We start from the raw sequence: 20,616 nt of genomic DNA, 5'->3' as shown, positions 1-20,616 counted from the left end.
TGAAAATAAAGGGCGAAGCCATTGTCGGCGAATGGCTTGCGAGTGGTTCTTTAGTTGAAAATGTTACGCGCCAGGCAATAAGCGAGCAGGTCTTGGTCGCTGTTGACTTCAAGTTTGCGCATGGCCGATATTTTTTGTGCGCTGATGGTTTTTGAACTTCGATTCTGGCTGCGTGCAATATCACTGACACTCATGCCGGAGATAAACAAGCGCAGGATCTCGAACTCTTTGGGCGACAAGCTGGTAAAGCGCTCGTCGAAGTCGGTGAGGGTTTCGATCACTGATGTCTTGGGCGGTTCCAGGCTGCGATAGGCGCTCTGCTGGGCAATGGCCTGGAGTGCCAGTTGAATCTCGGTGTGCAACTGGCTTTTCTGGATGATGCCGACCACACCCAGCTCTTGCAGGCGGGTGAGAATCAGGTGGTTGGAAATCATCGTGAGGATCAGGACCTGCACTTGTGGGAAATGCCGTTTCAGGTATTCCACCAACTTCAGGCCATCGCCGTAGGGCGAGTCGCCCGGCATGTTGTAGTCGGTGATCACGATGTCGGCGCCCTGGCGCTGCAGCAAATCGATCAGCCCGGCCGAACACACGGCCTCGCCGACCACTCGAAAGCGCGTGTCGCGTTCCACCAGCTCGCGAACGCCCAGCAACACGATCGGGTGATCGTCGGCGATTACCACGTTGAATTTTTTCATAAGGGGCCGTCCGTAGTGCCGGTTCAAGTGAGTGAAGAGTGCCCGGGCTGGAGAGTCTCCAGGACGGCCGACAGTCGCTGCATGACCGCTTTCACCTTGAGCGTAAGGTCAGTGTCGAGGCTGCCACGGTTAAGTGCGCTTTCCAGTTCGATGCAGGCGTGGGCCAGGTCGAGCGCCTGGACGGCACCCAGGGCGCCGGCCAGCGAATGCAGGCGTTGGCCAAGACCGTGGGCGTCGCGCTGTGCCAGGGCGGCGTCGATACCTTGCAAGTCCTGCTCCACGCTGCTGATGAACAGCGGGCGCATTTTCTCCGATAACTGCACGCTGTCGTTGAATGACGCGGTGGCTGGCGCAACCGGCGGCTTGACCTTGCACAGCTTGATCAACTGGCCACGCAAGGTTTGCAGGCTCAAGGGCTTGACGATCCAGGCGTTCATGCCCACCGCCAGGCAGCGCACGCCTTCCTCGCGCATCGCATTGGCGGTCACGCCGATGATCGGCAACTGCGGGTCGTGCTCGCGCAGGGCCCTGGCCAGGTCATAGCCATTCATCAACGGCATATTCACGTCGGTCAGCACCAGGTCAAAGGCGTGCGGTTGCCACAAGTGCAGGGCCTGCTCGCCATTGGCGGCCAAGGACACCGAGCAACCGAGTGCTTCCAGCTGTTCCTTGATAATCGCCTGGTTGACCGGGTTGTCCTCGGCCACCAGGATATGCAACCCCAACTGCCCGGCACTTTGCAGGCGCGTCGCAGGCGGTTGCTCATGCTTGCCGTGTTGTGCCAGCGAGACCGTGGCGGCGATGGCACGTACATCGTACATATCCACCCTCCAACCCTGGGCCGTGTGCAGCGGCGGGCTGTGCGCACCTGGCAGGCACAGCACGCGCTGGCCGACCCAGGGCCGCGCGGGGTCGCTGGCGAACAGGTCCACCAGCACCGCGTGGCGATTGTCCTGTTCCTGGGTGGGCGCCGCCAGCGCCGCCGCAATGCCCAGGCGGTTGAGCCAGTCACTCATTGACTGTGCCAGCTCGCGCACCGGTGCCTGCACATACACCGGCGTCGGGCTGGGCTCGATCAGCGGCAGGTTGGTCAAGGCACCGCCACACAGCGGCAGGCGCATTTTCAATGTGAAGCTGCTGCCCAGGCCCGGCTCGCTGACCACTCTGATCTCGCCGTCCATCATCTGCGCCAGCCACCGGCAGATCGGTAATCCCAGCCCGGCGCCGCCTTCGCTGGCGGTGTCCGGTGCCTGGTAAAACAGATCGAACAGCTTGGCCTGCTGCGCCTCGGGGATGCCCACGCCGGAGTCGGTGACTTGCCATTCCAGCTCAACGTGGTTGGCGTCCTGTGCCGTGACCCGGGCGCGGATCACCACGCGGCCGATGTCGGTGAACTTGATGGCGTTGCTCACCAGGTTATTGAGAATCTGGCGAATCCGCATCGGATCGCCCATGACGCAGTCCGGCAGTTGCGGGTCTATGCAGCTGTAGAGCTGCAAACCCTTGCGCTGGGCGAAGGCGGCGTAGGTGTGCAGGGTGTCTTCGAGCATGTCCAGCGGGCAGAAATCCACGGCTTCTATCGCCATTTGCCCGGATTCGATTTTCGACACATCGAGCACATCGCTGATCAGTTGGAACAGCGTGCCGGATGAGCGCTGGATGGTCTGCAGGTAGGTTTTCTGGTGCGGGTCCAGATCTGTCAGCCCGAGCAGTTCAAGGGTACCGAGCACGCCATACAGCGGTGTGCGGATTTCATGGCTCATGGTTGCCAGGAACAGGGTCTTGGCCTCGTTGGCCGCATCGGCGGCGCGGCGGGCGTCTTCCAGGGCCTGGGCGTCATCGATATGACGGGTGATGTCGTTGAACGCATACAGGCGCACGTCTTCGGCCTGGTAGCGGGTCGACACGAAGCCGATCTGCAGGTGCCGGCCTTCGATCTCCAGGTGCGTCTCGCCGCTCTCAGCGCCCTCAGGTGTACCGGCCATGGCCGCTACCAGGCATGCGGTGCCCGGCCATTGCTGGGCGCGCTGGTTTTCGATAAGCACCTTGCCGTCGCTGCGGCGCACCACGCATAGGCCGGTGGGTGCGGTGTCGATGATCACGCGGCTGAACGCCACGCTTTCGGCAATGCGCTCGTGGGCCAGGCGCGCCGGGTTGATTACCTGGCGCCGATACCAGCGGCTGCCGCCCCAGCCGAGGGTGATCAGGCCGCCGAGAAACAACGCCAGGCTGCTCAGCGGCCACAGCGCAGAGTGGAAGAAGTGCGCGTAGTTCAGGCCGTAGACCGCGCTCCAGGGCCGGTCACCGGCCTGGGTCATCTTGAATTCGAAGCCATCGGCGTTGAAGTGCACGCCATCGCTGAGCGATGCGTCGACGTCGGGCCCGGCCAGCCGCTGGCCGTCGGGCCCCATCAACGTGAGGCGATCGAATGCCGAGTGATCCAGGGCGCGCTGTACATCGTCGACCCGCGACAGGTCGAGCAAGGTGCCGACTACCGCCTGTTCCTGACCGCCAAGTGGCAGGCCGATATACGCCAGCAAATGTTCGGCGGCGGGACCGGCTTGCCAATACACACGGTTTTGTTCCAGGGGCTGGGGCGTCTGCTCCAGGCGTTGTTGCACTGCGTTGACCAGCGCCACCAGGTTGCCCGTGTCCTCTGTGCTTTCGCGACGTTGGTAGCCCACGGACGGCACGGTAATGGTGTAGTTCGCCTGACGATTGAACAGGAAGGTTTGTGGTGCCTCGTAGGGCGACGAGGACCAGAAGGCGCTGTAGTAGCTGGTCAGGTGGGCGCCCAGCGCGAAAATCTGCGGCCGGGCAGCGACATTGACCTGTTGCTCATCGAACTTGGCGCTGAAGGGCACCGAAAACGAATACTTCTGGCCTTCGTACAGCGTGCGGTGGTTGTCGACCATGCGGCTTTTCAGGCTGACCTGCACATGGGTGGCACGCAACAGTTCGGCCTGGATGCCCGGGTGGGTCAGGCTCTTGAGATAGGACTCCTGCTCCTGCAGGTTTTCCATCAGCCGCGCGAAGTGAAAGCGCGTGGCGCCGTAGCGGGTTTCGATCCCGCGTTGCAGTGACCAGTAGTTGGTCAGGACCAGCAGCAACGCGATGCCAATCAGCACCATCAGGCCTTTGTTCAGGCGCAATGAGCTGCGGGTGAAAGCTTCGAGGATCGCGTTGTTGTGCTTCATCAAGGGTTTCCGCGGGCGCAGGATAAATCGGCACTGGATGGAGCTTACTCCTTAATACGGGGTAAATAATCCGGGGCCGGCTGCTAGTGAGATGTCGCAGGGCCATCATTGTTCAGTAGTTGTTGAAATTGATCCGGCGACACCGCGTGGGAGATCAGAAAACCTTGCACCTGGTTGCAGTCGATCTTGCGCAGGAGCGCCAGTTGCTGGGGCGTCTCCACCCCTTCGGCGACCACGGTCAGGCCGAGTTTGCGGCCCAGCGCGATGATGCTCGCCAACGCCTGGGCAATGCCTTCGTTGTCATGGCTGCCCTGGACCAGCGCCTGGTCGATCTTGAGTTCGGTAAACGGCGTGGACACCAGGTTCAGGTACGAGCTGTAGCCCTTGCCGAAATCATCCTGGGACAGCCCGAACCCCTTGATGCGCAGGCGGCAGGCACCGGCATAGAAGTTACTGATGTCCTGCGGCACCGAGCACTCCATCAACTCGAAGCAGATCATCCCCGGGATGCCATCGTGGTGCAGCACGAACTCCAGCAAACGGTCCGCCAGGTCATGGCTGTTGAGCAGGTGGGTGGGCAGGTTGATCGACACCGGGATTTCATAGCCACGCTGGCGCCAGTGTTCCTGGGCGTGGATCGCCTGCTTGAGCACCAGCCACAGTAGTCGTTCCTCCAGTTCGAAGGCCTTGATCGCCGGCAGGAAGGCACCCGGCAGCATCACGCCTTGCTCGGGGTGCATCCAGCGCACCAACGCTTCGGCGGCGACGATACGGCCGTTGGCCAGGGATTTTTTCGGTTGGAACCAGGCCTGGAACTGGCCGGCGTTCATGGCCTGGATCAGGCTGTGACGGTCGATGTCCACGTGCTCGGGCATTGCGGGGGAGGGCTTGCACACCCTGTTCCTGAGTTGTTCCACCAGGCTGCGCAATGCATCGGCGGCAACCGGTTTCGAGATCAGCCCGATCACCTCCACATCGAGGTTTTTTGCCACCAGGCTGGCCGCCATCAACATGCGTCGCGACGCAGCGCTCATGATCGCCAGCGCCGGCTTGCAGCGCAGGCTGGCCAGGCACTGGATAAACTGCACGCCGTCCATGCCGGGCATCAGCAGGTCGGTCAGTACCAGGTCGAAATCCCGCTGGCGCAGCTGCTCCAGCGCTTCTTTGCCATCCGCGGCGGTTTCGAGCATGAACTCCCCCAACTCACTGAGCAGGTGCTGCAGGTAGATGTGCTGCAGGGGATGATCCTCAACAATCAAAATACTAAGGGGCTTCATGGGTGATCCGTGCATAAGGCGCCAGGGAGTTGAATAGAGCCCGCAACGCAAAGGGTTTGACCAGGCAGTGGTTCATGCCGGCGGCCAGGCACAGGTCGGCCTCGCCGCGCATGGCGTTGGCGGTGGCCCCGATAATCGGCAACGGGCAGCCCTGGCGGCGCAGTTCGCGCGCCAATTCATAGCCGTTGATATGGGGCATGTTCACGTCCGTCAACACCACGTCGAAGTTGCCGGCGGTGTACAGCTGCAACGCTTCCCGGCCATCGGCCGCCAGCTCCACGGTACAGCCGAGTTCTTCGAGTTGGTCACGCAGTATCAGCTGGTTGATGATGTTGTCCTCGGCCACCAGCAGGTGCAGGTTGAGTTTATTCAGGTCACGCTGGCGCGTGTGCTCATCGGCGCGGGCCACCCACAGCCCTTGCGCCTGGCTGACGGCCTGATGAATAGCGCCCAAGTGGTTGAGGTTGACGTGCCAGGCACCGGCGTCGGCCTCCAGGGTCGTGCAGGCATTGCTGCTGACGTGAATCACCGGGCCCGGCCACTCGGGCACCAGCGACGGGTCGATGCTGCCGGGGTGCACTTGCAGCAGCAGATGATTGTCCGCCAGGGTCGGCAGGCCGGCCTGGGCCCTGGCGCCCCAGCGACGCAGCCAGCCACTGACCGAGTTGGCCAACTCCGGAATCGGCGAGGCCACGTAGATTGTCTCGGCCAATAGGGGGGGCATGGGCGGGGTGGGAGCCTCTTCCAGCGGCAGGATCAGACTGAAACTGCTGCCCAGGCCGAGTTCGCTGACCATGCGGATATTGCCGTTCATCAACTCCGTCAGGCGTTGGCAGATCGGCAGGCCCAAGCCGGTGCCGGCGACCACATTGGTGTTGCCTTCACTCTGGTAGAACGGTTCGAAAATCATCGCCTGGTCTTCCTGAGCGATGCCTTTGCCGGTGTCCGAGACTTGCCACAACAGGCTGGAACGCTCGCCGTCGCGGCCCAGTACTTTGACCCGCAGCACCACGCGCCCGTAGTCGGTGAACTTCACCGCGTTGTTGAGCAGGTTGTTGAGTATCTGACGGATGCGCGTCACGTCGCCGATCAAGCGTTCCGGCAGCGTAGGATCAAAGCAGGCGTACAGTTGCAGGCCCTTGCCCTGGGCGGCTGCGGCGTAGCCCTGGATGATTTCGTGGACCAGGTCCAGGGGCGAGAATTCGCTCAACTCCAGGGCCAGTTGGCCGGCCTCGATCTTCGACACATCCAGCACGTCGCAGATCAACTGCAGCAGCGTCGAGGAGGAGCCTTCGATGGCATGCAGGTAGTCCTTCTGCTGGGCGTCCAGTTGCGTGCGCGCCAGCAATTCCAGGGTGCCGAGCACGCCATACAACGGTGTGCGGATTTCATGGCTCATGGTTGCCAGGAACAGGGTTTTGGCGGCGTTGGCGGCATCCGCCGATTGGCGTGCTTCTTCCAGCGCCGCCTCGACTTGCTTGCGTGCACTGATATCGCTGAACGCGCAAAACAGCACGTCCTCGCCGCGATAGCGGGTGGGGGCGCTGCTCAGGTACAGGTGGCGGCCGTCGATGGTTTCGAAGTAGTCACTGTGTTCGCTCGGCTCGCAGGCAAAGGCCTGCTCGATCCAGCCGGCGCGCAACGCCTCACGCTCCGGGCCGTGGCCCAGCCACTGTTGGGCCAGGGTGTTTTCCAGCACCACCTGGCCGTCGGTGCGGCGCAGCACGCAGAGGGCAACGGGCGCGGTCTGGATCACGTCGCGGCCGAACGCCTCGCTTTCGATCAAGGCCTGGATGCGATGGATCGAAGGGATGATGAAGCGCTGGTCGACGCGGCGCATCACCAGCCAGATCAACGTCAGGCTGAACAGGCAGAACAGCAGCGAGCCGAGCAACTGTTTCCACAGGCCGGTGACCACCGCGCGCAGGTCGATGGAGTACATTAGTTGCCAGTCCGAGGACTTCAGATGCTTGCGGATCACCAGGTGGTCGGGCAGGAAACCACTGCCGACAAACCCGAAAAAATTGTCTTCCCTGGGCTTGAGGCGTTGCTGGCTCAGCTGTGAGTCGTGACTGTTGGTGAAGACCAGCATGCCCTGGGAGTTGAGCATCATGAATTCGCCGGCGCTCTGGTCGCTGAGGGTCTGGGACACTTCGCGGCTTTCCATTTCCAGGCCCAGCCAGCCGGAGCGAGGGTCGCGCTCATCCAGGCGAATGAAGATGTAGAGGTGCGAGTGCTGCTCGGTCTTGTCGCTGAGCCACAGCTCCTTGAGTGTGCCCGGGTCGCTGTTTTGCAGGGCCTTGAGGCGGTTGAGCATGCATTTGGAAATCGGCAGCACCTGCGCAGTGGAGTCGTACAGCCGCGTCACCTGTGGGGTCGGGCCGGTGTTCACGTAGAGCAGGTTGACCTGCTTGGCCTTGAGGTAATCGCGCATGCGCGTGGTCAGCCAGATGCTCCACTGGTTGCCTGGCGTGTCACCCAGTTGCAGGTGTTGTTCCTCCTCCGAGGGTGGATAGATCCTTGCCTGCTTGCGCACTGCGGACAGGCTGAGGCTTTCGAGCAGGGCCTCGCGGTTGGTGAAAAAAGTGTGGGCTTCGGCGATGGCGCTGCTCATGTAGCCGCGGCGCTGGGAGATGTCGTTGTTGAACGTCGACAGTAGAAAGGTATAGACCCCGCTCAGGATGCCGATCAGCAGTACGGTCGCAAAAATACGAAGCAGCCTTCTGGCTGCTTCGGGTCGGGAGAGGACGGGGTTGATCTGGAGCAGATAACTTTTCAATCGCATCGGCGCACTTTAAACAGCACGGTGCACCGGGGGTATAAGACGATCCTTAAAACGGGCCTACTTGTAGTACATATCCACCACCACGGCGGCGTCGAAGGCACCCGGGATCGGCAAGGTGCGCCATTTCAGGTCGGCGCGGAATTCATCGTGGCTCTGGCCCAGCCCCATCAACTCTTGCAGCGTGAACCAGTTATTGAACGGCAATTGCTGTTGGCTCTCGGCGCGGGACAGCGCGATGCCCACCGAGCTGTTGTTATCCGGCACCAGCAAGCCATTGATCACACTGCCGCCCCCCGCCGTGCTGGCGAAGCGTGCGCTGATGGTGTAGGGCGTGTCGCAGCCCTTGCGCAGGTTCAGGCTGAAGTTGGCGCTGCTGGCCACTTCACCGATGGCAGCCTTGCGCGACGGTGTTGGGAAGTTGACCACGCTGGGGGTGATGGTCAACTCGGGGGTACAGGGCACGAAGCGGATATCGTTCATGCCGGTGACCACGTAGTTGAAATTGCTGTTGGGCCGCGAGTTGAGCCCGCGCACGCCGTCGAGCTGGAATACCCGGTAGGAGGTCAACGTACTGGCTTGCCCGCTGGGTGGCGTGGGGTCGTATTTCTCGATGAACACGCTGAAGTTGAGGGTAAAGCGCGCCTTGTCCCAGCCGACGCAATTGGCCAAGTTGCAGCCTCGATCGGAATAGAAGCCGGTACCGACCTTGCCGGTGCTTTGGGTAATCGGCTGGTTGTTGTAGCGAATGCCCACGCGAATACCCGTGCCGATACTCACGCCGGCCGGATTGACGTAGAAATACACTTCTTCGCGGCCATGGCCGTAGTCGTCCTTGCAGATCACATCGGTCGAGCGCGGGCCCGACTCCCAGATGATGGTGCCGTTGGGCGCATCGGCGGCCACCGCCAGCGCAGTACCCAGTGCCTCCTGGGTGATGATCGAGTTGGTGCCGTCCTCACGGCAGGCCAGGGCGTGGCTGGTAGCCGGCAGGACCGCACAGGCCCACAGCAGCATCGGTAAGCAGTGTTTGGTGAGTGACATGGGGGCAGATACTCCGCGATCTATCACTTGAGCGCCGCACTATGGCGGGCCTGCAAGCCGATATCGGTGATTTCGGTGAAGTGAAGGGGGGTGCCTTTGGCCAGACGTCTCGGTGCGGTGAGGGTTTTGCTCTCATGGGGTTTGAGCAGCAGGTAATCGCTGAGCGCCAGGCTGTCGGTCTGCACATTGACCAGCGACAGGTGAAACGCGCTGGGGTTACTGACGGTGATAGTCGGCCCGTCGTCGCTGCGCCATGATAATTGCCGCACCGCCTCGGCCGAGCCACCCTTGAGCGCGGGCGGCCGATAGAACAGCTTGAGCCGTTGGCGTATTGCGAACTGCACGCTGTTGGCGTCTTGCGCCTTGAGCGGAATTTCCATGACGTTGAGCCAGAACAACGACTCGCGATCGGCGGGCAAGCCTTCCCCGGCATACAGGATGCGCAGCCGGTGATGTTCCCCGGCGCCCAGTCGCACCAGCGGTTCGGGGGTGGCAAACGGCACGGGGCCTGCGGCTGAATCGTCCTCGCCGGTGACCCAGGTTTGCACCACGACGTCACGCAGTGCCTGATTGACCACGCTGATACTGGCGGCCTTGTCCTGGCCGAAGTAGATCAGGCGCGTGCCTTCGATCTTCAACGCAGCACGGGCGGGTGGCGGTGCGAGAGCCAGCAGCGCACAGGCCAGCATCGCCATTCTGAGTAGAAACATGAGCACAATTGAAATCCATGGGAGCGTGTGGGGACGCAGCCCATGGTAGGGAGAGGTGCGCGCGGGGGCTTTCAGGCGATTCTTAAAAGTGTGCCGGTGTACCGGCTTAGCGTTTCAGAATCGCCTTAAAGTCAGGTTTGCCGCCCGACGGTTAACGTAGCGGCGTTGAATGATCGACGCTGATGCCCAACTGTCAGGTTTACCTATGTCCAATAAAGCGTTACGCCTTCTGATTGCCGATGCAGACCTTCTGCAACGGATCAAGATCGAGAAAATGCTCAACCAGATGGGCTATCACCGTATCGCCCCGATTGGTTCGTTCGACGAACTGCTGGCGTTGACGCGTTCCCCCGGCGTGGCATTCGACCTGTTGATCATCAACATGGCGCTGGTGCATACACGGGAGGTGAACCTGTTGAAGTACTGCCATGACAACCCGCTGATCCGCCACACACTGGCGTATGACGGCCAATGTGCGCAGAGTTCAAGGGTGTCGGTGTCGGTAAGCCAGACCTTGCATTTGTCGCTGTCGCAATCGCCGGACTTCAACTCGCTGCGCCGTTGCATGGAGATGGTCGATCCCTTGCACACGCCACAGTCACTGGAGCGCCCGACGCTGCGCGCAGTAGACACGGAGCGCATGGCGCCCCGGGTCAGTAAGGGTTCAATAGGCACGCGTGCGTTTTGCCCCGGCGACCCGGCGGTGGTCGCGTGTGCGATCGGGTTGTCGCCCAAGCGCTAGGGGGCTGGCGTTACAAAATGCTCAACGGGTAACTGATGATCACCCGATGCTCATCGCTGTCACGCTGGGTGGTCACTTCGGTGCGCAATGAGGCATGGCGCAAGGCGATGCTCAGGTTCTTCAGCGGGCCTTGCTGGAACACATAGCTCACGGTCAGGTTGCGTTCCCACTCGCTCTTGTCACCCGTTGGCGTGCGGATGTTCGAGCCACTTTCGTACATGCCCATAAAGCTCAGGCCTGGCACGCCGACCGTGGCGAAGTCATAGCCGTAACGCACCTGCCAGGTGGTTTCCCCGGCGCGCTGGAATTTGCCGATCATCGACTCGGTCATGAAGTAGGCCGTGGAACCGTCCCCCTGGTTCAGCCACACCGCATCGCTGTCGCCGCTGACCTGTTGCAGGCCGGCGGCAATCGTATGGCCGTCGACCAGGTAAGTGAACAGGGCGCTGCTCAGGCGGCTGTCGACCTTGCCCTTGGTCACGCCGTCGCCGTAGTAGCCGAAGGTGTAAAACGCCGGGTCGTTGCCGTTGGCGCCGTCGGAGCGGTTGTCGAAGTGGCGCAGGTCGGTGCGCAGGGTGCCCGGGCCGATCTGCCAGTCGTACTTGAGGCCCAGGAAGTTCTGCTTGTAGAAGTCCTGCAGGTTGCCGTAGTAGTACTGCAACGTCAGGTCTTTGGTGGGTTTGTAGTCGACGCCACCGTAGTAGAACTTGTTGACGAACTCACCGCTGACCGCGTTGTTGGCGCCCGGGATCGACATGCCCATCTGGTTGCTCGAACCACGGCCTTTCACGTGTTCAAGCTGGCCGAGGGTGAAGGTGAAATGGTCCAGGTCCTTGGACTGCACCTGTCCGCCGTTGAAGGTCTGTTGCAGCATGCGGTCGGTGGACATCACCACCGGCAGCATGGGCACCAGGGTCCCGTATTTCAGCTCGGTCCGGGCAAAGCGCGCCTTGGCGGTCAGGCCCAGGCTGCCGAACTGGTCCACCGCGCGGCCATCGTGATCGGTGGGGAACACGTTGCCGTTGAACGCAGTGCTTTGCGGGTTGTAGTGACGGCCCTTGCCGGAGTCCAGGCGCACACCGAACATGCCGATGGCGTCGATGCCGAAGCCCACCGTGCCCTGGGTGAAACCCGACTCGAAGTTGGCGATAAAGCCCTGGCCCCATTCCTGGGTGTAGTTGGGGTCGGCCGCGCCGCTGCGGTTGTCGGCGTTACTGAAGAAGTTGCGGGCCAGCACGTTGAGCTTGCTGTCTTCCACCAGGCCGGCGGCGTAGCCCTGTTGGGCGATCAGCAGGCCACAAAGACCGGCGAGTACTGTTGGTGCGCGATTGAAAAGCTCCATCGGTGTCATCCCCATGTGTGTTTGGTTTTTTTGAGGGCAGTCAAAAGCGGCAGTGAAGGTTTTCTATTTGTTTTCAGGAGCAGGTGTTTCAGGAGCAACGGTGGCCGGCACGACATGCAGTCGCACCGGCGGCAAGCGGTACAGGATGAACAGCGCCAGCACGCCGATCCCGGCGCACAGCAACAGGCCTACGCCAACGGACTGCGCCAGGGCATCCCGGGCCAGGTTCAGCCACGGCGAGGCGTCGAGGTTGGCATGCAACAGCGTTTGCGGATCGGCGTACGCGGCAATGCCCTCGGCGTGATTCGCGGCGAGAAACACCCGCTGCACATTGGCGCTGTACAGCAGGTTGACCAGCACCCCCATGCCCGCAGTGCCGAGCAGCCCGCCGACCAGGCGCAGGGACTGGGTCAGCGCCGTGGCAATCCCCAGGAACTGCCGTTCGGCCAGGGTCTGGGTGAAGACAGTGAGGTTGAGCAGGATAAATCCCAGCCCCAGGCCGGCCAGCAGGATCAAACCGAGCAGCAGGTTGAACGCGGCCCCGCGCCCGACCACCGCCAGGCCCAGGCACGCCAGCAGCAGTGCGACAAAGCCTGCCAGAGGCAAATGGTTGGGGTTGCGCAAACGGGTCACGATGCGGCTGTTGACGATGGCCCCCAAGGTGATGCTCAACGCCAGCGGCGTGATCAACAGGCCGGCGTCCTGGGGCGAGTAGCCGTAGGCGCCTTGCAGCAACAGCGGCAGGTAGAACAACAGCGAAAACATGATCGCGCCGGCCGCCACCGACAGTGCGAACAACCATCGCAGGCTCGGCAAACTGAACAGCGCCGCCGGCAACAGCGCATGGGGGCAACGCCGCTCCCAATGCCACAGCGCGCTGATCGCGGCCATGCAGCCCAGGCCCAGGGCGGCGCTCAACGCCAGGCTCGAATGCCCCAGCCACTCCACAAATAGCTGCAGGCTGCCCAGGGCCAGAGCGATCAATAGCGCGCCGGGCCAGTCCAGGCGAATGCCGCTGCGCTGCTGCGGGCGGTACCAGGGCAGAAAGCGCCAGGCGATCAACAGCGCCAGGCACCCCAGGGGCAGGTTGAGGTAGAACACCGAGCGCCAGCCAAAGGCGCCGGTCAGGTAACCCCCCAGGCCCGGGCCGATGGCATTGACCACGCTGAACAGCGCACTCAAGAGCATTTGCCAGCGCAGGCGTTGACGGGTATCGGGAAACAGTTCGGGAATGCAGGCGAACGCGGTGCCGATCAGCATGCCGCCGCCCACGCCTTGCAAGGCGCGGCCGATCACCAGCACCCGCATGTCATCGGCCACGGCGCAGGCCAGGGAGGCCAGGGTGAAAATCAACGTGGCGGCGAGCACGAACGGCTTGCGCCCGTAGTAATCCCCCAGCCGCCCGAAAATCGGAATGGTGACGATGGACGCCAACAGGTAACCGGTGGCCACCCACGCGTAGAGTTCAAATCCATCGAGTTCGGCGACGATGCTCGGCAAGGCGTTGCCGATCACCGTCTGGTCGAGTGCCGAGAGCATCAGCACCAGGGAGATGCCGAGCATGGCCAGCAAGGCTTGCTGGAAACTCAAGGGCGGGTGGGCTGCCACGGTCATGGTCGGCCCTCAGCGCAACGCGGTGACGGCGGTGGCGATGCGTGCACAGCCCTGGTCGAGAGTAGCGATCGCGGTGGCGATCGACATACGGAAAAACGGCGCCAGGCCATACGCCGTGCCGGCCACCACCGCCACGCCCTGGCTTTCCAGCAGGTACATCACGACGTCGCTGTCGGTGTGCAGCACCTTGCCCTCGGGCGTGGTTTTACCCAGCAGGCCAGCGCAATTCACATACAGGTAGAACGCACCATCGGGCTTGCGGCAACTGAGGCCGGGAATGGCATTGAGCAGCTCCAGGCAGCGGTCGCGGCGTTGCTGGTAGACCAACACGCTTTGCTTGACGAAGCTCTGGTCGCCGTTGAGCGCTTCCACCGCCGCTGCCTGGCTGATCGAGCAGGCGTTGCTGGTGGACTGCGATTGCAGGGTGGCCATGGCGCCGATCAGGTCGGCGGGGCCGGCGGCGTAACCGATGCGCCAGCCGGTCATGGCGTAGGTCTTGGACACGCCGTTGACCACCAGGCTGCGCTCGCTCAAGGCCGGCTCGATGGCGAGGATATGCGGGTTGTCCAGGCCGTCGAAACGGATGTGCTCGTAGATGTCATCGGTCATCAGCAGCACATGGGGATAGTCCAGCAGCACATCGGCCAGGGCGCGCAATTCGCTGTGGCTGTAGCTGGCGCCGGTGGGGTTGCTGGGGGAGTTGAGCAGCAGCCAGCGGGTACGCGGGGTGATCGCCGCGCGCAGCTGGCCTGGGGTCAGCTTGAAGCCGTTGTGTTCCGGGCAGGCGAGGGTCACAGGCTCGCCTTCGCAGGCCAGCACCATGTCCGGGTACGACACCCAGTACGGCGCCGGGATCAGCACCTCATCGCCGGCGCCGAGAGTGGCGGCGAAGGCGTTGAAGATCGCACTTTTGGCGCCGCTGGTCACCAGCACCTGCTGGGCGGTGTAGATCAGGGCGTTTTCCCGTGCCAGCTTGTCGACGATGGCCTGGCGCAGCTCCGGGGTACCGGCGTTCTGGGTGTAGCGGGTTTCACCGCGCTCGATGGCGGCACTGGCGGCCTGGCGAATGTTGGGTGGCGTATCGAAATCCGGCTCGCCCACCACCAGGTTGATGATGGACTGGCCCTGGCGACGCAGCTCGTTGGCGCGGTCGGACGCGGCGCTGCTGGGCGATGGTTTGATGCGTTGCACACGGGCGGCGATGCGGGAGGCAGTCACGGGCGTTCCTCGTTGATGGCGTTGACAGGGGCCACAGTACGAGGCGCGGGGAAGGGCGCCATAAGATGAGTTCGTTCTGGTTTGATAGGCAGTGCTTATGGCTGGGGTTGCACTGTTGCGGTGCGTCCAGTCCTGGCTGCTCCGGGCGGGTGCCTTGGATCGGAGATCAGGGACAGCCATAGCAAAGCCTTATGGCTGGTTATACGGATGGCCTGTCTTTTGCAAACCTGCCAGGTGTACGCAAAACCAAATGTGGGAGGGGGCTTGCTCCCGATAGCAGTATGTCAGTCACAGATGCATCAACTGACACTGCCTCATCGGGAGCAAGCCCCCTCCCACATTTAAGGCATCACTTGTCCATTACATGAGCATCGCCATTTTGAACCTGCGCCGATTGAAGTATTTCGTGAAACTGGTCGACATCGGCAGCATGACCCAGGCCGCCGATGTACTGCATGTGGCGCAACCGGCGTTGAGCCAACAACTGGCAACCCTGGAAGCCGAGCTGCAACAGCAGCTGTTGATTCGCACCAAGCGCGGCGTCACGCCGACCGAGGCGGGCAAGGTGTTGTATGGGCATGCGCAGATTATTTTGCGTCAGTGCGAGCAGGCCCAGAGCGATATCAATGCCACCGGCCAGGCGTTGTCCGGGCAGGTGTCGGTGGGGCTGGCGCCGGGTACTGCGGCGTCGGCGCTGTCGTTGCCGTTGCTGCGCACCGTGCGTGAGCGCCACCCTGGCATCCTGCTGTACCTCAATGAAAATTTCGGTACCACCTTGAGCGAGCTGATCATGAACGGCCGTATGGACATGGCCGTGCTGTATGGCGGGCGCGAGGTGCATGGCCTGAGTTTTGTCTCGCTGTTGCGCGAGCCGCTGTACCTGGTGAGTGCCGACCCGGCGATTGCCACGCGTGAAGAAGTGCCCCTGGCCGAACTGGCCGACATGGACATGCTGCTTCCGCGTCCCTACAACGTGATGCGTCGGCTGGTGGACGAAGCCTTCCTGCGCATCGGCCTGAGTGCGCGGGTGGTGGCCGAAATTGAATCCTCGACCACGCTGACCGCCGCCGTGGCCGACCATTTCGGCTCGACCATCCTGCCGGAGTCGTCGGCGCGGGTGATGGTGGCGGCCACTTCGGTGCACATGTGCCGCATCGTCGAACCCGAGGTGGAGGCGCCGCTGGCGCTGTGCCTGTCGGGGCATTTGCCGTTGTCGGTGCCGGCCCAGGCGGTCAAGGCGATCCTGCTGGAGCTGGTGGCGAAGATGCGTGGCAGCCTGATTTGAGCGGTCATAAGGTCGGCTTATCACCCCAAAGCCAAAGCGTCTTGGCCGCTTTTCGAGGGGCTCGGTAGATTGGGCCCATCCACTCAAGACACGCTCGACAGGCAGGGGCCATACATGGATTCAGCACGTATCAAGGGGTTGATGGATTTGCTGGCCGAATCCGATCTGCTGGAACTGAGCCTGACCGAAGGTGACAGCACGCTGCGGCTGTTCAAGCAGGCAGGTCAGGTGATCACCAGCGTCGCGCCGGCCGTGACCGCAGCGCCAACACCCGCAACCCCCGTGGCCAGCTCCGCCGTGGAGATCAAGGCCAGCCTCTATGGCGTCCTGCACCTGACGCCCGCCGTGGGTGAGGCGCCGTTCGTCAGCGTGGGCCAAGCGATCGAAGCCGGCCAGACCGTGGCGGTGATCGAGGCGATGAAGATGTTCCATCCGGTCAAGGCCAAGGTTGCCGGCAAGTTGGTTGAGATTCTTGCCCAGGCCGGCGTCGAAGTCGAAGCGGGCCAGGCCCTCTTCCGGCTCGGTTGACCCCCACGCGTATTCGTTATTCAGGTGAATTCAATGTTCGACAAAGTGCTGATCGCCAACCGTGGCGAAATCGCCCTGCGCATTGCGCGTGCCTGCCACGGCCTGGGTATCAAGACCGTGGCGGTGCACTCCGAAGCGGACCGCCATGCGCAGTATGTGCAAAACGCCGATGAGTCGCTGTGCATCGGTCCGGCCGCACCGGGCCTGAGCTACTTGAACCAGACGGCGCTGCTGTTTGCCGCCAGGGTCAGTGGTGCCCAGGCGATCCACCCCGGTTACGGGTTCCTGTCGGAAAACGCCGGGTTTGCCGAGCGCATCGAAGCGGCCGGGTTGACCTTTATCGGGCCGAGCGCCGCATGCATTCGCACCATGGGCGACAAGGTGGCAGCCAAGCGCGCCATGCGTGAAGCCGGTGTGCCGTGCGTGCCGGGGCCGGATTCGAGCATGCCGAGCGACGATGCGAGCATCCTCGCCATCGCCGCCGACATCGGTTACCCGGTGATCGTCAAGGCCGCCGGTGGCGGCGGCGGTCGCGGCATGCGCGTGGTGCAGGCAGAGGCCGAGTTGTTGGCGGCCATCGGTCTCACTCGCGAAGAAGCGCGGTTGGCGTTCGGCAACCCTGAACTGTATATCGAGAAATTCCTCGGCCACCCCCGGCACGTGGAAATCCAGGTGCTGTGTGATGCCCATGGCCATGCGATCTGGCTCGGCTGCCGCGACTGTTCCCTGCAACGCCGCCACCAGAAAGTCCTGGAAGAAGCGCCGGCGCCGGGCATCGATCCCGCGCTGATCGCCACGGTCGGCGAACGCTGCGCCGAGGCCTGCCGCCGCATCGGCTATCGCGGCGTGGGCACTTTCGAGTTTCTGTATGAGGACGGCGAGTTCTTCTTCATCGAGATGAACACGCGCCTGCAAGTGGAGCATCCGGTCACCGAGATGACCACCGGCATCGACATCGTCCAGCAGCAACTGCGCATGGCCCGCGGTGAAGTGCTCAGCGTGCGCCAGGAGGACGTTCAACTGAACGGCCACTCCCTGGAGTGCCGCATCAACGCCGAGGACCCGCTGACCTTCATGCCGACCCCCGGCCTGATCCAGCGTTGGGAAGTGCCCGGCGGCTTTGGTGTGCGGGTCGATTCCCATGTCACCACCGGCTACCGCGTGCCGCCGTACTACGACTCGATGGTGGCCAAGGTCATCACCCACGGCGCTACGCGCGAAGACGCCATGGCGCGTATGCGCCTGGCCCTGAGCGAGATGGTCGTGGAGGGCATCAGCACCAACATTTCTTTGCACCGCGAGATTCTGGATGACCCGGCGTTCTGCGCCGGCGGCGTCGATATTCATCACCTTGAGCGCTGGTTGCAGCAAAGGAGTCCGACATGAACACCGCCCCTGTCATCAGCCTGCTGGGCTCCAGCGCCTTGCTGTTCGAGGCGCCGGGCGAACTGGACCTGGCCCCGCAGCAGCGCATCTGGCGCCTGGCCCTGCAAGCCGGCGAATGGCCCGAGATCCACGAAGCCGTGCCCGGCATGAACAACCTGATGCTCACCTTCCTCACGCCGCCCCGTGAACTGAACGGCCTGTGCCAGCGCCTGCTGGAAGCCTGGGAACAGAGCCAGCCGCTGCCCCTGGAGGGGCGCATTGTCGAATTGCCGGTGGTGTACGGCGGCGAGTTCGGCCCGCATATGGCGGACGTGATCGCCCACACCGGGTTGGATATCGAGACCATCGCCAACCTGCACTGCGAACCGCTGTACCCGGTGTACGCCCTGGGCAGCCACCCCGGTTATTGCTACCTCGGCGGCATGGACCCGCGCCTGGCCACGCCACGGCGCCAGGTGCCGGTGCTGACTATCGGGGCGGGCTCGGTGTCCATCGGCGGGGTGCAGACCGGGGTGTCCGCCTCGGCCGGCCCCAGCGGCTGGAACACCATCGGCCGCACTGAAATGGCGTTTTTCGACCCCGCCCAAACCCCGCCCGCGATCTTGCGGCCGGGTGATTTCCTGCGCTTGCGCATCGAGAGGATCATTCGATGATCGAGATTTTATCGGCCACCGCCCTGGCCACCGTGCAGGACTTCGGCCGCTTCGGCAGCCTGGGTTATGGCGTGGGCACATCGGGCGCCATGGACCACCTGGCCCGGGCCTTGGGCAACCTGTTGCTGGGCAATCCCGAAGACGCCGCCGCGATTGAAATACCGCTGTTCCCGTTCGAGGTACGGCTGCTGCAGGACTGTGCCTTTGCGGTGACCGGCGCCGCTTGCGACGCCACCCTGGACGGCCAGCCCTTGCCACCGAACTGGGTGTGCCAGGGCCGCGAAGGCCAGGTCTTGAACCTGGGCTATCCGACGTCTGGCAGCCGTGCCTATCTGTGTTTGGCGGGCGGGGTGGATGTGCCGTCGGTGCTGGGTTCGCGCAGCACTCAATTGCGCGGCGAGTTCGGTGGCCTCGACGGCCGCGCCCTGCAACAGGGTGATCGGCTGGGGGCACTGCACCCCGGTATCAGCCCGTTGCCGCTGGATGTTGGGGTGCTGGCGCCAGGCCTGGCGCTGCCGTTGCAGGTTGATGGGGTGCCTGCCATGCGCGTGTTGCCCGCCGCCGAATACGAGCGCTTCCAGGAGGCCTCCCGCGCGGCGTTCTGGGCCGGTGAATGGAAGATCACCACCCAGAGCAATCGCTACGGCTACCGAATGGAAGGCCAGCCGCTGCTGCCCATTGCACCGATGGAAATTCGCTCCCACGGCATCGTGCCGGGGGTGATCCAGGTGCCCCACGGCGGCCAGCCCATCATCCAGATGCGTGACGCCCAGCCCAGCGGCGGCTACCCCAAGTTCGGCAGTGTGATCGAGGCCGACCTGTGGCGCCTGGGCCAGGCGCCCATCGGCGGCAAGGTGCGCTTTATCGAGTGCAGCTACCTGGAGGCCGTCGAGGCCCTGGAAACCAATCGCGCGTATCTGCGGGAAGTCAGCCGCCTGCTGGAACTGCACCGTGAAGGAGTGAAAGCATGACCCTTGAGGAAATTCGCCAATTGGCGCTGTGGCTCAAGGAGCACCACCTGGCCGGTGCCGAAATGAGCCGCCCCGGTGTGCACCTGACGCTCAAGCGCGGCGCCTCGGCCGGCGCTGTTGCGGCGCCTGCCGTGGCCGTGGTTGAAGACCAGGTGCTGCGCACCACCGGCCTGGGCCGCTTGCTGCTGACCCATCCCCAACTGGATCAACCGTTCGTGGCGGTGGGCGATCAGCTCAGCGCCGGGCAACTGGTCGCGCTGCTGCAAGTGGGTGAGTTGCTGTTGCCCTTGCGCGCGCCCCGCGCCGCACGGGTCGTCGATGTGCGCGTGCCGTGCGGCACCACCGTCGGCTACGGCGAAGCCTTCCTTGGTGTGGAGTACCCCGCATGAAGATTGATTTGAACGCCGACCTCGGCGAAGGCTTCGGCCCGTGGCGCATGGGCGAGGATGAGGCGCTGATGCACCTGATTTCATCGGCCAATGTCGCTTGCGGTTTCCATGCCGGCGACCCGTTGATCATGGACAACACGGTGCGCCTGGCCAAGGCCGGTGGCATCGACCTGGGGGCGCATGTGGGCTTCCCGGACCTGATGGGCTTTGGCCGTCGGCAGATGAACATCGAGATCAAGGAACTCGCCGCCCATGTGATCTACCAGCTCGGCGCGCTCGCCGGGATCGCGGCGGTCAACGGCCATCCCATGACCCACATGAGCTTCCACGGCGCCCTGGGCAATATGGCCGCCGCCGATGCGGCGCTGGCGGAGCCGTTGGTGCGGGCGGTGGCGGCGTTTGACCCGACGCTGATCATCAGCTCCTCCAGCAGCCGCGCCATCGAGGGCGCGGCCGAGAAGTGCGGCCTGCGCGTCGCCACCACGTTTCTCGCGGACCGCGCCTATGACGACGATTGCCTGCTGGTGCCGCGCAAGGTCGACGGTTCGGTGATCAAGGAGCCGGCAGCGGTGCTGCGCCGGGTGCGGCAGTTACTGGAGGAGGGCACCGTGACCGCCCTCAGCGGCAAGGTGCTGCGGGTGCCGGCCCATTCGATCCTGCTGCATGGCGACACCCCCGGCGCGGTCGAACTGGCGCGCACCATTCGCGCCGAAATCGAGCAACTGGGCGGTCGCATCACGCCGATTTCCCAGCTGCTGGCCGCGTCATAAGCAGGCCTTA

17 protein-coding genes are annotated in these 20,616 nt (G+C 63.3%); 8 read left to right on the top strand and 9 right to left on the bottom strand.

Annotated elements, in window-relative coordinates:
• Nucleotides 1–50 precede the first annotated feature (50 nt).
• The 6 genes from J1N02_RS02985 to J1N02_RS02960 form a co-directional block, all read right to left on the bottom strand.
• Entirely contained in the window at nucleotides 51–698 is a 648-nt protein-coding gene (locus J1N02_RS02985; protein ID WP_027607481.1) for a response regulator, read from the bottom strand.
• A 23-nt stretch (nucleotides 699–721) separates the two neighbouring features.
• Nucleotides 722–3,895: a hybrid sensor histidine kinase/response regulator gene (locus J1N02_RS02980; RefSeq protein WP_169899033.1), complete on the bottom strand. Its 3,174-nt coding sequence runs from the start codon at nucleotides 3,893–3,895 to the stop codon at nucleotides 722–724.
• A gap of 83 nt (nucleotides 3,896–3,978) precedes the next feature.
• The gene (locus J1N02_RS02975) at nucleotides 3,979–5,172 is read right to left on the bottom strand and encodes an EAL domain-containing response regulator (RefSeq protein WP_421147132.1); all 1,194 of its coding nucleotides are present in this window, start codon (nucleotides 5,170–5,172) and stop codon (nucleotides 3,979–3,981) included.
• Nucleotides 5,159–7,957, bottom strand: a complete 2,799-nt coding sequence (locus J1N02_RS02970) for an ATP-binding protein (protein ID WP_421147131.1) — start codon at nucleotides 7,955–7,957, stop codon at nucleotides 5,159–5,161. Before J1N02_RS02970 ends, J1N02_RS02975 begins: the two co-directional genes overlap by 14 nt.
• A gap of 57 nt (nucleotides 7,958–8,014) precedes the next feature.
• Nucleotides 8,015–8,998, bottom strand: a complete 984-nt coding sequence (locus tag J1N02_RS02965; protein ID WP_027607485.1) for a fimbrial protein — start codon at nucleotides 8,996–8,998, stop codon at nucleotides 8,015–8,017.
• A 23-nt stretch (nucleotides 8,999–9,021) separates the two neighbouring features.
• Nucleotides 9,022–9,708 (bottom strand): molecular chaperone, encoded by a 687-nt coding sequence (locus J1N02_RS02960; protein ID WP_421147130.1) that lies wholly within the window; start codon nucleotides 9,706–9,708, stop codon nucleotides 9,022–9,024.
• A gap of 205 nt (nucleotides 9,709–9,913) precedes the next feature.
• Between J1N02_RS02960 and J1N02_RS02955 the strand changes: the two genes are divergently transcribed.
• Nucleotides 9,914–10,450 carry a hypothetical protein gene (locus J1N02_RS02955; RefSeq protein ID WP_027607487.1) on the top strand — a complete coding sequence of 179 codons (537 nt, stop codon included), beginning with the start codon at nucleotides 9,914–9,916 and terminating at the stop codon, nucleotides 10,448–10,450.
• Between the two features lie 10 nt (nucleotides 10,451–10,460).
• Here J1N02_RS02955 and J1N02_RS02950 read toward each other — a convergent pair whose 3' ends face one another.
• From J1N02_RS02950 to J1N02_RS02940, 3 genes are all read right to left on the bottom strand, one after another.
• On the bottom strand, nucleotides 10,461–11,792 hold the full coding sequence (locus tag J1N02_RS02950; protein ID WP_092354730.1) for an OprD family porin: 1,332 nt from the start codon (nucleotides 11,790–11,792) through the stop codon (nucleotides 10,461–10,463).
• A gap of 63 nt (nucleotides 11,793–11,855) precedes the next feature.
• Nucleotides 11,856–13,406 carry an MFS transporter gene (locus tag J1N02_RS02945; RefSeq protein ID WP_092354727.1) on the bottom strand — a complete coding sequence of 517 codons (1,551 nt, stop codon included), beginning with the start codon at nucleotides 13,404–13,406 and terminating at the stop codon, nucleotides 11,856–11,858.
• Nucleotides 13,407–13,415: 9 nt separating this feature from the next.
• Nucleotides 13,416–14,624, bottom strand: a complete 1,209-nt coding sequence (locus tag J1N02_RS02940) for an aspartate transaminase (RefSeq protein WP_092354723.1) — start codon at nucleotides 14,622–14,624, stop codon at nucleotides 13,416–13,418.
• A 379-nt stretch (nucleotides 14,625–15,003) separates the two neighbouring features.
• Between J1N02_RS02940 and nac the strand changes: the two genes are divergently transcribed.
• From nac to J1N02_RS02905, 7 genes are all read left to right on the top strand, one after another.
• A complete protein-coding gene (gene nac / locus J1N02_RS02935) occupies nucleotides 15,004–15,909 on the top strand; it encodes a nitrogen assimilation transcriptional regulator NAC (RefSeq protein WP_027608096.1) in 906 nt (301 codons plus the stop codon).
• A gap of 114 nt (nucleotides 15,910–16,023) precedes the next feature.
• Nucleotides 16,024–16,437: an acetyl-CoA carboxylase biotin carboxyl carrier protein gene (locus tag J1N02_RS02930; protein ID WP_027608097.1), complete on the top strand. Its 414-nt coding sequence runs from the start codon at nucleotides 16,024–16,026 to the stop codon at nucleotides 16,435–16,437.
• A gap of 33 nt (nucleotides 16,438–16,470) precedes the next feature.
• A complete protein-coding gene (gene accC / locus J1N02_RS02925) occupies nucleotides 16,471–17,823 on the top strand; it encodes an acetyl-CoA carboxylase biotin carboxylase subunit (RefSeq protein WP_146476503.1) in 1,353 nt (450 codons plus the stop codon).
• Entirely contained in the window at nucleotides 17,820–18,476 is a 657-nt protein-coding gene (gene pxpB / locus J1N02_RS02920; RefSeq protein WP_027608099.1) for a 5-oxoprolinase subunit PxpB, read from the top strand. The genes accC and pxpB overlap by 4 nt, the downstream gene beginning before the upstream one ends.
• Nucleotides 18,473–19,447 carry a biotin-dependent carboxyltransferase family protein gene (locus tag J1N02_RS02915; protein ID WP_421147129.1) on the top strand — a complete coding sequence of 325 codons (975 nt, stop codon included), beginning with the start codon at nucleotides 18,473–18,475 and terminating at the stop codon, nucleotides 19,445–19,447. The genes pxpB and J1N02_RS02915 overlap by 4 nt, the downstream gene beginning before the upstream one ends.
• Nucleotides 19,444–19,836, top strand: coding sequence for an acetyl-CoA carboxylase (locus J1N02_RS02910; RefSeq protein WP_027608101.1), 393 nt, complete (start codon nucleotides 19,444–19,446; stop codon nucleotides 19,834–19,836). Before J1N02_RS02915 ends, J1N02_RS02910 begins: the two co-directional genes overlap by 4 nt.
• Nucleotides 19,833–20,606 (top strand): LamB/YcsF family protein, encoded by a 774-nt coding sequence (locus J1N02_RS02905; protein WP_027608102.1) that lies wholly within the window; start codon nucleotides 19,833–19,835, stop codon nucleotides 20,604–20,606. Before J1N02_RS02910 ends, J1N02_RS02905 begins: the two co-directional genes overlap by 4 nt.
• Nucleotides 20,607–20,616: the final 10 nt, after the last annotated feature.

This window comes from Pseudomonas sp. NFX5 (genome assembly GCF_049132125.1).
GTDB classification, from domain to species: domain Bacteria; phylum Pseudomonadota; class Gammaproteobacteria; order Pseudomonadales; family Pseudomonadaceae; genus Aquipseudomonas; species Aquipseudomonas marginalis.
This window is presented reverse-complemented; position numbering and strand designations above follow the sequence as displayed.

Excerpts from the sequence above, each read along its gene's own strand:
- J1N02_RS02985 (WP_027607481.1), bottom strand. The coding sequence starts at position 698 with ATGAAAAAATTCAACGTGGTAATCGCCGACGATCACCCGATCGTGTTG.
- J1N02_RS02980 (WP_169899033.1), bottom strand. The coding sequence starts at position 3,895 with ATGAAGCACAACAACGCGATCCTCGAAGCTTTCACCCGCAGCTCATTG.
- J1N02_RS02975 (WP_421147132.1), bottom strand. The coding sequence starts at position 5,172 with ATGAAGCCCCTTAGTATTTTGATTGTTGAGGATCATCCCCTGCAGCAC.
- J1N02_RS02970 (WP_421147131.1), bottom strand. The coding sequence starts at position 7,957 with ATGCGATTGAAAAGTTATCTGCTCCAGATCAACCCCGTCCTCTCCCGA.
- J1N02_RS02965 (WP_027607485.1), bottom strand. The coding sequence starts at position 8,998 with ATGTCACTCACCAAACACTGCTTACCGATGCTGCTGTGGGCCTGTGCG.
- J1N02_RS02960 (WP_421147130.1), bottom strand. The coding sequence starts at position 9,708 with ATGTTTCTACTCAGAATGGCGATGCTGGCCTGTGCGCTGCTGGCTCTC.
- J1N02_RS02955 (WP_027607487.1), top strand. The coding sequence starts at position 9,914 with ATGTCCAATAAAGCGTTACGCCTTCTGATTGCCGATGCAGACCTTCTG.
- J1N02_RS02950 (WP_092354730.1), bottom strand. The coding sequence starts at position 11,792 with ATGGAGCTTTTCAATCGCGCACCAACAGTACTCGCCGGTCTTTGTGGC.
- J1N02_RS02945 (WP_092354727.1), bottom strand. The coding sequence starts at position 13,406 with ATGACCGTGGCAGCCCACCCGCCCTTGAGTTTCCAGCAAGCCTTGCTG.
- J1N02_RS02930 (WP_027608097.1), top strand. The coding sequence starts at position 16,024 with ATGGATTCAGCACGTATCAAGGGGTTGATGGATTTGCTGGCCGAATCC.
- accC (WP_146476503.1), top strand. The coding sequence starts at position 16,471 with ATGTTCGACAAAGTGCTGATCGCCAACCGTGGCGAAATCGCCCTGCGC.
- pxpB (WP_027608099.1), top strand. The coding sequence starts at position 17,820 with ATGAACACCGCCCCTGTCATCAGCCTGCTGGGCTCCAGCGCCTTGCTG.
- J1N02_RS02915 (WP_421147129.1), top strand. The coding sequence starts at position 18,473 with ATGATCGAGATTTTATCGGCCACCGCCCTGGCCACCGTGCAGGACTTC.
- J1N02_RS02910 (WP_027608101.1), top strand. The coding sequence starts at position 19,444 with ATGACCCTTGAGGAAATTCGCCAATTGGCGCTGTGGCTCAAGGAGCAC.
- J1N02_RS02905 (WP_027608102.1), top strand. The coding sequence starts at position 19,833 with ATGAAGATTGATTTGAACGCCGACCTCGGCGAAGGCTTCGGCCCGTGG.